This window comes from Solitalea lacus (assembly GCF_022014595.1).
Lineage (GTDB): Bacteria > Bacteroidota > Bacteroidia > Sphingobacteriales > Sphingobacteriaceae > Solitalea > Solitalea lacus.
This window is the reverse complement of record NZ_CP091740.1, coordinates 2026091-2038908: the sequence shown is the minus strand read 5'-3', so window position 1 is coordinate 2038908 and position 12818 is coordinate 2026091. Positions and strand designations below refer to the sequence as shown.

The window sequence follows — 12818 nt, the reverse complement described above, 5'->3', positions numbered from 1 at the left end:
AGTTAACTACAAAAATCGGGTGGTAAAATTTACGGTAAGAATACCCCAGACATTAAAGTAAAGAACCGGACAAAAGGTCCGGTCTTTACCATTTAGCTATGTATAGAAAAGGTTGTACTCCTATCGATTAGCGCTCATTTTGCTGCATGCCACTTGCATTGATCACATCATCCGGAATCGGGTAAACATAGCGCTTATCCTGGGGAACCAGCTCATAGCTGGTTCCGTTCAGGTTCCGTTTCAAGGTGACGGCAAACCGCCCGTCCAGGTTCAATCGCCGCAAATCCGTCCAGCGCAGCCCCCGAAACAGGAGCTCTTTCCGGCGCTCAGTGAGGATAACCCGCAGCGCTTCCTCAGCGCTCCCTGCCGAAAGCGGCACAAAGCTGACGCGTTCCATCCTGTTTTTGAGCAGCGTATTCAAGTCGTTCATCGCCTCCAGTACCTGGCCTTTTCGGGCCAGGCATTCGGCGCGGATCAAATACAGCTCGTCCCTGGCAATCCCGCCAAAGTGCAACGCTCCGCTGTAGCTGCCGATGAAGGTATGGGTACCATCCGGCCGGCGGGAGAAAAAGGCTTTCCGCCGCAAATCGTTGGCCGCGTAAGAGCGCACCAGCATCGAATCCACCCGGTAGTTGGTGGAAGCTAAAATCGAACTGTAAGAAAGCTGAGCATAAAACTCGATCTCTTCATTCATGGGCAGAAAGGGATTAGCCCCAATTAGATCCAATAGGTTATAATCCAGCAGCGCCGGATTAAGCTGCAGCGCTGCATCGGCTGCCTGGTAAGCCTTTTCATAGTCCTGCATCGACAAGTGCACCCGGGCCAACAGGCCCATGGCCGCTTGCCGGGTCGGCCGGGTTTTATAGGCTGAGGCCGTGCTGAGTAACGGTGCTGCCTGGGTTAAATCGCTCACAATCCGCTCGTAGGTTTCCTTAAGGCTTGCCCGCCCCGAGCGTTGATTAATGCTGGAGGTTAACCGCAGCGGGATGCCCAAGGCCGATCCTGCCGTAGGTTCGGAGTAGACCGGGGCGTAGAGTTGGGCCAGGTCGTAAAAGGTATGGGCCCTGAAAAATAAGGCCGTTCCTTTTAGCTCCTTCCACTCGTCCTGCTGGGCCGAAGTGGACTTGAGGTCCTCCAGGCCCTGAAGCACCGTATTGCAGTAAAGCACCCGCTTGTAGGCGGCATTCCAGCTCAGCTCTGTTCTGCCTCCAAAGACATCTTTGGCCCAGACGTAGGCATTCCGGTTGGTGAGGGAAGCCGCTTGCCAGGTGCTTGCCCTGAGGTAATAGTTATCGGCGCCAATTTCCCCTAATAGGGCATAATTGTTATTCATGACCCCCGAAGCGTTATCCAGCAGCTCCCGAAAATCCCGCAGACTGCTAGGTACCACCAGCGCTTTATCCGACTGGGCATCCAGCCATTCTTTGCCGCAGGAGAACAGTCCTGCTGTAAAAAGGAGAACGTATAGGAAATAGGTTCTTTTCATGATCTTGTGAGTTAAAGGTTAAAAATCCACCCTGATTCCAAAGGCGAGGGTTCTGACCGCAGGCAGGAACGAGGCGCCTCCGTTGGGCACCGCGTCCGGATCAATCCCCTGCTTATTCGCCCTCCAGAGTACCCCTAGGTTATTGGCATACAGGTAGAGCTCCAGGTGCTCCACCGGCAGCGCTTTGAGCTGTTGTTTACGTAATGCATAGCTCAGGTTCAAATCCTGCAGCCGCACATGCGAGGCATTCTCCACCAGCACCTCCGATTTCAAATAGAAATCATCCCGGTTGCTGTTCAGTAGGGCCGGCAAGGAAGGTACCGTGGTAGTCCGTTCATCGCCCGACTGCTGCCAGCGCAAGTCATAGTCCCTATGCCCGCTCCAGGTTTGGGCCAGCTGCGAATAGGAGATGGAATTGCGGCGGAAATAATAGCCCAGCTTGTAGCCAAGGGAAAAGGAAAGCCCGAAGTTCTTCCAGTTCAGCGTATTGCGCAAGGCACCCGAGTAGGTGGGGCGGGCCGGCCCGTGATACACTAGCTCCTCGGGACTGACTCCCATGATGGCCGAATAGTTCGTGCTTTTCTCACCGTTCACGTACCCCACCGGGTCGCCCGTCTGTGCGTCCAGCCCTGCAAAGCGGTAGCTGTACACCCCGTACACGGGCTTGCCTTTGAGCGGATAGATGTCAATGCCCGTACTCAGCTGGGTGTAGTTATAGGCCACGTCCTTTTTCGCGTAATCCGTCACCCGATCGGTGGCATAACTGAAGAGCAGCTGACTCGACCATTTCACCCCTTTGTCCAAATTCCGACTGTTAAGGTGCACATCAATCCCCTGCCCTTTCATGTGGGCAACGTTTCCGCGAAAGCTACTCACCCCGCTGGTCGGATCCGGGGCCATGTTGCCGATCAGGTCCTGTCCGTTTTTACGGTAGTATTCCAAAGAGCCGCTGAGCACCTTGCCCTGCAGCTCAAAGTCCAGGCCCACATTCAGCATGCCCACCTTTTCCCAGCGCAGCTCTGGATTTTGGGGATTAATAATCTCCAAGCTCCGGACGAAGTTGAGTTGATCGTAGCTGTAGCGGGCGGTGGTATAGGCCGTCACCGTTTTATCGATGTTGCCGTTGTAGCCATAGGTAGCCCGTAGCTTCAGCTGGGATATCCCCTTGAGCTGATAAAACGGCTCCCGGTGGATCATCCAGCCTCCTCCCACTGACCAAAGCGGAACGGATCGACCATTGGTGGCCACGCCAAAGTAATTACTCTGATCCAGGCGGCCACTTCCGCTCAGCATGTAGCGGTCTTTTAAGGTATAGGAGGCGTTGGCATAAAAGGAACGGAAGCGGTCCAGCTTTTCGCTTTGCCCGCGCAAGGTGGGAATGTAGTTATAATAGCCCAAGGGGCGAACTAGGTAGCTTCTAGTGAGGTCGAGTACTTCGCTGCTCAAGGTTTGCGGATCATAGCCATACAGCCTGCTGGCGCTGGCCAGGGTGGATAACTCCTTGGCCTCTGCGCCCAGGAGCGCTGCCACCGAGTGCGTCTGGTTCCAGTCTTTTACAAAGTTCAGCTGGCCGCGAACGGTCTGGGCATTCAGTTGCCCGTCCTGCCGGTCCAGAATGTCGCCCAGGGGAATGTTCCGAACCAGGCTCGCTCCGCTGCCTTCACTAAACTGGTTGATCAGATCGCGCGTGGCAAACGAGGCGCTATTTTGCAGGTTGGTCGTGTTGGTAAAAGCACGTTCGTATTGGTAGCTGGCTTCCGCGTTCACATAGTCCGTCAGGGAGTACTTCAGTTGGACGCTGGCCCTCATGTCGTTTTGGTCGGCACGGTTTTGGGCCAGCCTGAGGTCTTCAAGCGGGCGGTAGTTCCAGTCCAAATAGCCGCTGGCCGGGGCACTTTCCACAAAACCGGCCCGGTACTGGCTGACTACCGCAAGGGGATTGCCCGCTGCGTCCGCCAGCTGGGCATACGGGTACAGGCGCTTACTGGCATAGGCCGAGGCACTCGAGAGTAAATTAATCCCCGGGTTATTCTGGCGGCTGGTACTTTGGGTATAATTTAGCCCTGCACCCAGCTCCAGTTGCTTGAGTGGCTGAAAGGAGAGCGAGGAATTCAGCGTCATGCGCTTGTAGTGATTGGCGACTTCGCTGGGCAGGTTATTGTCCCAACCGCCCGAAACATAATAGCGCACGTTCTTGCTGCCTCCCTTGAAGCTCAGGGCGTACTGCTGGTTGACGCTCGGGCGAAAGAAATGGCGAGCCAAGTCCTTACGCACGTCCAGTTTGCTCAGCGCCTCAAGCTGACTTGCCGCCTCAGCTGGCGTGATCAGCCCGTCCCGCTCCTTGATCATCAGTTCCACTGCCGGGCTCAAGGCAGGCTGGGTCTCGTCCTGCTCCAGGGGTTGGTAATAGCCTGCATTGAACATGTGCCGCTCAAAATCCAGAAAGCCGGCCGAAGAAATCGTGGGCAGGTAAGCGAGATCCGGCTTTTGCCCAACGGTGACGTTGCTCGTCAGCTGCATTTTCAAGGGCTCTTCCGTTTTGCCTTTTTTGGTGGTGATCACAATCACCCCGTTTCCAGCCCTGACGCCCCAGATCGAGGCGGCAGCGGCATCCTTCAGCACGGTCACACTGGCCACGTCGCTCGGATTGATGTTATCGATGTCCCCGTCATAGGGGAAGTTATCCACGACGATCAGGGGCTGGGCATTGCCGTAGATGGTGCTCTGCCCGCGAATGGTGAGCGTTGGTTCCCCGAAGGCCGAGCGGTTCACCACCAGGCCGCTGACCGTGTTCTCCAGCTTGGCCAGCACACCGGTGGCCACCACCCTATCCAGCTGCACCTGGTCTACTTTAGCAAAGGAGCCCGTGGCCCGCGCCTGGGGCAGGTGTTGATACCCCGTGGAGACCACCACCTCTTTCAGCTGTGCAGTATTTTCAGTTAAGGTAATCGAAAGGGCCGTTTTCAGCGGAACTTTAAAGTTCACTTCCTTGGTCTGGTAGCCAATAAAAGAAATAACGAGCGTATAGGCTCCTGGAGCAAGGCTTAAGCGGAACTGTCCCTCAATATCAGCAGAAGTACCAACGGAGCTGCCCTTGAGCCAGAGGCTCGCTCCCGCCAGCGGAAGGCCATCGGCAGCAAGGACCTGTCCTGTGACCGAGCCTTGCGGGCTGGTCTGTCCGCTGGCCAGCTGCGGCACACACAATAGGAGTGCGCATATATAATTCAACAGTTGTTTCATATCAGTTAGGTTGAGTGGTACGATCTTTAATTACCAGCACCTCCACCTGGCGGGTGACTGGTGTTAATTCCAAATGATAGGCGGCAAGAGCCTTTTGCAATTGAGCCAGGTCGCCCAGCTCTGCCTTCAGCTCTATATCGATGGGCGAGCTGATGCCGGTTTCATCCAGTATGCCAAGGTTTGAGTAGGATTGCAGCGTTTCGATGAGCGCCTGAACGGGGTGATTCACCAGGCGCACGCCGAAATAATTCTCCTCGGCCTGGGGCGGGCCGCCTGTTGAATTAAGGATGGGTTTTCCATTGCACCGTAAGGCCAAACAGCTGATGGCTTGCTGTTCCAGCCTTGCCGTTAGCGGAAAGTAACGCTCCAGATCCGCGCGCATCATCGCCAGCAGTTTATCGGTAGCCTCGCCAGGGAAATTCAGCTCGTACCCATAGGTGGGTGCCGTGTTCTTCCCCTTTGGGGCACGGGACAAGGAATCCTTCCGGATCACCCGGGTTTTCCAGATGGGATATGGCAAGAGGTGTTTCCCCTGGCCATAGGTAATGCGAAAGAGCATTTCCGGCGTACAGTTCACCGCCTTTACCTTCCCCGTACCGATAAAGCTGTTGCTTCCACTTCCCGCTTGGTAGCCGCTGAGGGTGGAGCTATACAGCAAACCCGACGACGGCTCCCCTCCACCTGCAGCAGAACTTCCTGCCCCGGCCTGTTCAGGCAGAAAGTGATAATTGCCGCTGACAAAATCCTGAATATTGCCCGGGGTGAGTTGCTCAGAGGTAGTGACGCCGCGAAAGATCCCATGGCGGTCGATCCACGCATACTGCGGAACAAGCCGGATGTTAAACAGCTCCCAGAGCCGGTGATCCCTGTCCAGCACAACCGGCAGGGTAAAGTCCCTCACCTGTTTGACCTTTAAGAGGAAGGATGCAATTTTCGCTTGTTCTTCATTAGTGACCAGCAGCACCTGCAAGTCTTTGGCAAACTGCCCCTGTAAGGCTTGCAGTTTAGGCATCGCCGAAACGCAGGAGCCGCACCAGGTCGCCCAGAAATCAAGGATCACGGCTTTACCTTTAAAGTCTGAGAGGCGGGCGGAGCTTAACGGAAAGTTGAGAATGGTAGTTAAACTCACATCCGAAAGATTGGTACCCACACTAACTCTTTCCTTCGTTAAGCTCGCGCCCTGGGCTAGCGCGCCTACCGAGATGCAGCAGCATAGCATTCCGATGACTAGGCTGCACCGTGCTTTATGCCTGCAAGGAGCTTTGGGCTCCTGCGGTACCGTTTTTTGAGGCTTAGGAACAGGCCATACCCATCCCATTAAGCCTGTTTTTTCTTTCATAGCTTTTAAGATTAATTGAAAATTGATTGGATTGTTAAGATGTTACGGCCTAAATAAGCCGGATGCCTACAGCATCTGCCCTGATCAAGGTGGTAGCTTTTCGAAGAATTGAATGGTTAAATAAGACTTCATATTTCTCTCTTAATTGGTTGCATATTAAAAGAGCCTAGAGGGGAGAATACCAGAGATTATAGAAAATAATAGGGCTGGGACTCTGCCTTTTGTCACGAGGCCCTGGTAAGCCTTCTGCCCATCATAAAATGAAAGACAGGTGAACACAAAAGACACAAGCGAGTCCCAGCCCTATAAAAATATAGGGAATGGGTTCTCACTTACTCTCGCGTTCAATTTACCAGATTTCGTGGCGAGGCTCGTAAGCGGTACCTCTAACTTATTTTCTTGAAGTGCCGCAAAATTATTAATTTAATCATGAAAGGTTAAATATTGAATAAATAAATACCTATCATGATTACCTTAAGACAAATATAAAATAAAATTCAAAAGTAAACAAATACGTTTACTCAAAAATAAATATATCTAAAGAGCTTGCATCCTAATGCTATTAACATGCCTAAGGATAAGTTCAAAATATTAATTGGTAAAAGAATTGCCTATTTAAGAAACAAAAAAGGGCTTTCGCAACCTGAACTTGGACACCTGTGTAATAAAGATAAACAGAGCATAAACAGATTAGAACAGGGCAATATAAATCCATCCGTTTTTCAACTTTTACAAATTACTAATGCGCTCGGTATATCATTGAGTGATTTTTTTGATTTCAAAATACCAGAAGAAATACTTGAGGAGTTAAAAGAATAAAAGATGTTCCTAAAACATATTAGCTTTAGATTTAAGGACTTTCTAAAGCTGTTTTGACATAGGAATTCGCCCAAGAAAAACAGAATTACTATTCCCTTACACTAACATCGTATACTTCATCTACTAGTATCGAATCTTCATTGTGAAATTTTGTTAGTGTCACCTCGGATCAAAATAAGCAAAAGTCTCTCTGACCGCAAAAATTGAACTGATGCAGAGAAAAAAATTTGGACTGCAAATTGCTCTTAACATGATGAAGAGTAAGCCGATCTGTGTTTAAATCAATAGATCTCTAGAAACAGGGCTCTTTATTTGTAGAAGAAAGTCTCCAAATTCTTTTCCTTTAGAGGAAGAATTAAAATGAACTAAGTACTATTAAATGAACAATTAATTCCGTATTATTAATTAGTTTACCTTTTATTAAAAAAGATGCCGACAAATGACTATAACAAGAAATTTTTTCTTGCTGATGAGTTAACAGCAGAGCAACTGGATTTTTTTGATAAATACGGGTTTATTCATTTTAAAAAATTTATATCTACCGAAAAAGTTGCAGCTACATTGGAAGCAATAAGTGAGCTTGAAAATAAATGGATTACTCAGGGACTTGAAAAAGTTAACGGTATTCCTATTAAATATGGTGAAGACGAGAATGGAAAAGAAATTGTTCAACGCTTCGCATTTTCTTCATTACACAGTCAATTCTTACATAACTTATTACAAGATCCGCACATAAGTTTATTAACAAAATTTATTGGGGATAATGCCCGTTTGACGGAGAATGAAAAAGACGGTTTGGTGATAAGCCATTATGTGAATACAGGAAAAAGTAATTACACAAAAATGGGCTGGCATACCGATGGGCTACGTGATTTATTTACTCAGTTTACTTTAAATCCAATGCTGAATGTTGGTATTTACCTGGATGATTCACCGATTGAAAAAGGAGGATTAAGAATTATTCCGGGTAGCCATAAGCAGAGTTTATATCAGATGCTTTTTCGCAAACGTTATTTTCTGGATAACGATCCTGATAAAGATGAGTTTTGCATAATTGCTGAAGCCGGTGACTTAACCGTACACTCTGGCAGAATTTGGCACCGTGTGGCACTCTCCACTTTATCTGGCGAAGCAAGCAGAAGAAGGGTGATGTATATTCCTATTGTTCAGGGTAAATATAAGCCAAGGTCCGAAAATAGCTGGACGCCGCTTTATCACAAAGTGCAGCATCTTGTAAAAAAACATTTCTAAAGCTATAAAATCAATTAAACAGAGCTAACAGCAGTTCCTAAGCTCAGAATAAAACACATTGCTATAATGAGTTATGCATTAATAACAGGTGCTAGTAAAGGGATAGGTAAGGCCATAGCTGAATGTTTAGCCCAAAGGAGCTACGATTTATTATTGGTAGCACAAACTGAAGAACTACTTAGAAAGGTTGCCACCGAATTGGGTGAAAAATATAAGATAAAAGCACAATGGCTGGCACTGGATTTGGCAGAACAAAGCGCCGCTCAACAAGTCTTAAATTGGGTGCAGCAAAACGATTTCCCGGTTTCTATCTTAGTAAATAATGCAGGTTATGGTTTATGGGGAAATTTTAATGAATTAACCTTAAACGATCAAAATAACATGTTGCAGGTAAATGTGTGGACGATGATTAATCTTACGCATTTAATGATTCCTGTTTTGCTGCAACAACCCCAGGCATATATATTAAATACGGGGAGCATGGCCGGATTCCAATCGATACCAACATTCGGTTTATACTCGGCATCAAAAGCATTGGTCAATACCTTTACCCGAGCCTTGGCACATGAATTAAAGCACACCTCAATTTCTGTTAGCCTACTAGCCCCCGGCAGCGTTAAAACTGGTTTTGTTGAGCGTGCCGGAATGCTTCATCTGAAAAGAACTTCAGATAAAATGGCACTTTCGGCAGAAACGGTAGCTCGAATTGCCGTAAAAGGAATGTTTAATGGCAGAAAAGAGTTGATTCCGGGATTGAGCAACCAGTTTACGGCTTTAATGGTAAGATTACTGCCAAAATCAGTAATTGAGCAGATTGCTGCTTCATTATACAGAAGAAAAGATTAAGGTACATTCTATAATAATCGCTTTGCAAAAGGTTAAAGAGGATAGATCTATTCATCAACTTAAATTTAAATGGCTGCAGGCTTTTAGAACGAAAGGCTTTCAGTTAAGCCTGATCATTACGTTAATCTATTTTGGTGGATTAGTTGTTTTTATGAATCACTTTTTCAGTTACATTGAAAACAGGGAAGGCATTCTATTAAATGACTGGATATTAAATCAATTAGAACCGGTTGATCTGTCTACATATATTTTTGGGGTAATTTACAGTGTTTTGTTAGTGGGATTGCTCTACTTTTTCAACACCCCCTTCTTGCTGCTGCGTGTACTGCAAACGATCGTTATTATTTACTCATTAAGAATCATTACCTTGTATTTTATTAAACTTGATCCTCCCAAAGGGATTATTCCCCTTAGTGATCCGTTTGTGCAAAAAATCGCCTACAATGGAATTGTCATCACTAAAGATTTATTCTTTTCCGGTCATGCAGCTATCCTGTTGATTCTTTTTTTAGCAGCATCAAACACATGGGTTAAGCTACTTTTCTTAGTTTCATTATTGTTCGTTTCTATCATGCTGTTATGGCAACATGTACATTATACGGTTGATGTCTTAGGAGCAATCATTTTTACGCTATGGGCATGGACAATTAGCAAAAGGCTAAGCAATCTACATCAACAAAACTAACAGGAGAGCAATCAATGCTTGCTCTTTTTCAATTTTAAGCTTTTGTAAATTTTTCTGAAATCTCAATTTCTCTGTGCGGGTGTAATACGTAATTCTGTCCGAGCAAAACGCCGCAGGATCACCAAATACTGGAGCTGCCCGATCTTATCTGCTGTAAGCTGTTTAAATAAATGATCTACCGTTTCTATTGCGTGATCATTAAAAGCAATCAGGATGTCTCCGCTAATAATACCAGCTTTCTCTGCCGGACTACCCTTAGCTACATCGGTAATAAACAATGCTGTCTTACTGGATAAATTATTTATAGAACGCAGCTTAGGGACAAGGTCTATTTGTTGCATGGAGAGTCCGAGCCAGGCTCTTTTTACTTTTCCGAAATGGATCAATTCATTAGCAACCTCCTTGGCAGTATTGATACTGATGGCAAAGCAAAGACCCTGGGCACCCCGTATGGTAGCGGTATTGACGCCAACAACTTCACCATTAGCGTTGATCAGCGGACCGCCCGAATTACCTGGATTGAGTGCAGCATCGGTCTGGATCATTCCATCCATCATCCGACCGGACTGCGATGGAAGCGAACGGCCCAATGCGCTTACTACACCGGTAGTTACTGTGTGCTGAAAACCAAGCGGATTGCCTATGGCAATAACTAATTGACCAATTTGCAAATCGCCGGAATCTCCCAATACCGCCGACATGAATTCCATTGCAGAAATTTTAAGAATGGCAAGATCAGTATCGGTATCCTGACCTATTAATTGAGCCGGATATTGACTGCCGTCGTGAAGTTTTACATGCACCTGCGACGCACTATGAACAACATGGCTGTTGGTAAATAAATACCCATCCGAAGAAAACAAAAATCCGGAGCCCGTTCCTGCTCCTGTTCGTTTATTATCCTGTTGGGTGTATGTTTCAATTTTAACCACCGCTGTTTTTACTTTCGCTACCGCATTGATAATGGTTGAAGAATAAGCGTCCATAATTCACTTTTGGGAATACTGTACAAAATTGATACTTGTCAAAATGACCTGTTATATAAAATCAAAAAACACGATTCCAACCAAATTGTTCCTGCTCAGCACAACTTCTTAATTTTTGTAAACAGAAACTGGTTTTATCAAATCATTAAACACAAAAAACCGAATGCCAGCTATTGACATTCGGTTTTTAAACTATTTATAGCACCTTATTTGGCTGATCCATTTAGGGACGCTTCTACAATTACGTTAGCAACTGCTTCGGGTTGTGACATAAAGATCACATGGCTGCCTTTTACCTCTGTCACCTTAGTATTGGAACGTTTGTACATGTTGCGTTGAATTTCAGGAGCGATACTTTTATCCTCTGTAGCTACAAGAGCGTAAGTTGGTTTATCTCTCCAAGCTGCATGCGTAATAGGTGTTACGAAACCTTTTGCATAAAAAGCACCTTGAGATGCATACATGAACTCTGCTTCTTCTTTACTAATGTCAGCACAAAAACCAGAGTGATACTTAGCTTTATCATAATACACGATTCCTTTATCGTCCGGAGGCAACACGCCATTTTCCGGAGCTGGAGGAGCCGTTTGTAACCATTGTAAGGCTGACTCACCATTGTCCGGTTGGAATGCCGCTACATACACAAGTCCTGCCACTTTTGGATGATTTCCTGCTTCAGTGATGACAGCACCGCCCCATGAATGGCCTACCAGGATGGCCGGCCCGTCCTGATTGTCCAATACCACTTTTGTTGCAGCTACATCATCCTCTAGCGAGGTCAAGGGGTTTTGAACCACTGTTACATTGTAGCCTTTTTTGGTTAATACATTGTAAAGAGCTTTCCATCCTGATCCGTCTGCAAATGCACCGTGTACCAGTACTACATTTTTAACTTCTTTTGTTTGAGCGTTAGTTGCCATAGTTGAGCCTATAATTAGTGATAAAACAATTACTGCGGATAATAATCCACTTTTCGATTTGTTTAATAAACTTGAAGTATTCATCTTTTTAACTGTTGATTTTTTTATGCTTGATCAACAGTACAAAGATGCGGCAGCAACTGCGGGTGGGAAATGGGAATATTTCCCGAAGGTTTGTAATTATTTCCCGACCGAGACAATCTCCTTACCATTTCTGAATTCAAGCGGCGATAAAGAGGTATGTCTTTTGAAAAAATTGCAGAAGTAAGCAGCATCTTCAAAACCCAATTCGTAAGTAATTTGCTTGGTCGATTTGTTGGTGTAATACAAAAGTCTCTTCGCTTCAATAATTATTCGACTTTGAATAACTTGTATTGGAGTTTTTTGATTGTATAAGGCAAATAAATTCGATAATGTCTTTGGCGATTTATTTAACAGTTGGGCATAGTAATTAACGGAGTGTTGAGTACGGAAATGAGCTTCAACCAATAAATTAAACTTACGGAAGACATCTAAACGTTCGTCATGCAGTTTTGGATCCGGGATGTATTTAGATCTTGCCAACCGCGTTATAAATATAATGAGCCGTTTTAACAAAACCAAAAGCATCTCATTTTGAATATTATCCGGGGTATTTAGCTCTTCTATAAAAATATTAAATAGTAATTGCAGCTTATATTGTGCTGGTTCATCCAAACTAATAAACAGTTCTTCACCCATTCCAAATAAAAAACCTACGCAGCTCACTTCGGCATCATGATCAATGATGCAATAAAATTCACGGTTAAATTGCCAGGCAACAACATCGGTGGCTCTCTCAAAATAAAACGATTGATTAAACATGAGCGGCAGAATGGTATTAGGCATAAACTCATGCACTACCCCATCAATGGTTACAGTCTGCTTTTCACCCCGATTCCAGGCTATGGTAAAATATTTGTTTTCCTGATCACGCGAATAAAATAGACGATCAAAGTCTTGTTCTTTATTTATGAGGAGAAGGTCCCCGCCTGTTTTCTTATCTGAGACTAGTTGTTTCATTGAGTATTAAAGATAAAAAATTAACAACTGACCAAACGGATAAATCTATTTGAATAAGACCTGGGGAAATTTTGCAACCTGTTCTCTTTGCGCAAAAGCAATATTAATTTTCAATTTCTCATAACTCATCTGAAAATTATTCTCTCTTAAAAGAGTAGCGAGACAACTATATGTCTTTAGAAAAATCTACACCAAATGATTACTG

At 45.9% G+C, this 12818-nt stretch carries 10 protein-coding genes; 4 read left to right on the top strand and 6 right to left on the bottom strand.

Annotated features, from left to right (window positions below):
- Positions 1–127: 127 nt before the first annotated feature.
- From L2B55_RS08665 to L2B55_RS08655, 3 genes are read right to left on the bottom strand one after another with little or no spacing between them, the layout of a single operon-like run.
- A complete protein-coding gene (locus L2B55_RS08665) occupies positions 128–1486 on the bottom strand; it encodes a RagB/SusD family nutrient uptake outer membrane protein (RefSeq protein ID WP_237850139.1) in 1359 nt (452 codons plus the stop codon).
- Positions 1487–1504: 18 nt separating this feature from the next.
- Positions 1505–4726, bottom strand: a complete 3222-nt coding sequence (locus L2B55_RS08660; RefSeq protein WP_237850138.1) for a SusC/RagA family TonB-linked outer membrane protein — start codon at positions 4724–4726, stop codon at positions 1505–1507.
- Position 4727: 1 nt separating this feature from the next.
- On the bottom strand, positions 4728–6065 hold the full coding sequence (locus L2B55_RS08655) for a TlpA family protein disulfide reductase (RefSeq protein ID WP_237850137.1): 1338 nt from the start codon (positions 6063–6065) through the stop codon (positions 4728–4730).
- A 567-nt stretch (positions 6066–6632) separates the two neighbouring features.
- On the opposite strand from L2B55_RS08655, the gene L2B55_RS08650 reads away from it, so the two are divergent.
- The 4 genes from L2B55_RS08650 to L2B55_RS08635 all read left to right on the top strand — a co-directional run bounded on the left by L2B55_RS08650 (position 6633) and on the right by L2B55_RS08635 (position 9666).
- Positions 6633–6884: a helix-turn-helix domain-containing protein gene (locus tag L2B55_RS08650; RefSeq protein ID WP_237850136.1), complete on the top strand. Its 252-nt coding sequence runs from the start codon at positions 6633–6635 to the stop codon at positions 6882–6884.
- Between the two features lie 429 nt (positions 6885–7313).
- Complete coding sequence (locus L2B55_RS08645) at positions 7314–8135, top strand: phytanoyl-CoA dioxygenase family protein (RefSeq protein ID WP_237850135.1); 822 nt, start codon at positions 7314–7316, stop codon at positions 8133–8135.
- 66 nt (positions 8136–8201) lie between these two features.
- Positions 8202–8981, top strand: a complete 780-nt coding sequence (locus L2B55_RS08640) for an SDR family NAD(P)-dependent oxidoreductase (protein ID WP_237850134.1) — start codon at positions 8202–8204, stop codon at positions 8979–8981.
- The gene (locus tag L2B55_RS08635; protein WP_237850133.1) at positions 8941–9666 is read left to right on the top strand and encodes a sphingomyelin synthase family protein; all 726 of its coding nucleotides are present in this window, start codon (positions 8941–8943) and stop codon (positions 9664–9666) included. The genes L2B55_RS08640 and L2B55_RS08635 overlap by 41 nt, the downstream gene beginning before the upstream one ends.
- 62 nt (positions 9667–9728) lie before the next feature.
- Here L2B55_RS08635 and L2B55_RS08630 read toward each other — a convergent pair whose 3' ends face one another.
- The 3 genes from L2B55_RS08630 to L2B55_RS08620 all read right to left on the bottom strand — a co-directional run bounded on the left by L2B55_RS08630 (position 9729) and on the right by L2B55_RS08620 (position 12613).
- Positions 9729–10652 (bottom strand): S1C family serine protease, encoded by a 924-nt coding sequence (locus L2B55_RS08630; protein WP_237850132.1) that lies wholly within the window; start codon positions 10650–10652, stop codon positions 9729–9731.
- A 206-nt stretch (positions 10653–10858) separates the two neighbouring features.
- Positions 10859–11656 carry an alpha/beta hydrolase gene (locus L2B55_RS08625; RefSeq protein ID WP_237850131.1) on the bottom strand — a complete coding sequence of 266 codons (798 nt, stop codon included), beginning with the start codon at positions 11654–11656 and terminating at the stop codon, positions 10859–10861.
- A 96-nt stretch (positions 11657–11752) separates the two neighbouring features.
- Positions 11753–12613 (bottom strand): helix-turn-helix domain-containing protein, encoded by an 861-nt coding sequence (locus L2B55_RS08620; protein ID WP_237850130.1) that lies wholly within the window; start codon positions 12611–12613, stop codon positions 11753–11755.
- Between the last annotated feature and the right edge of the window lie 205 nt (positions 12614–12818).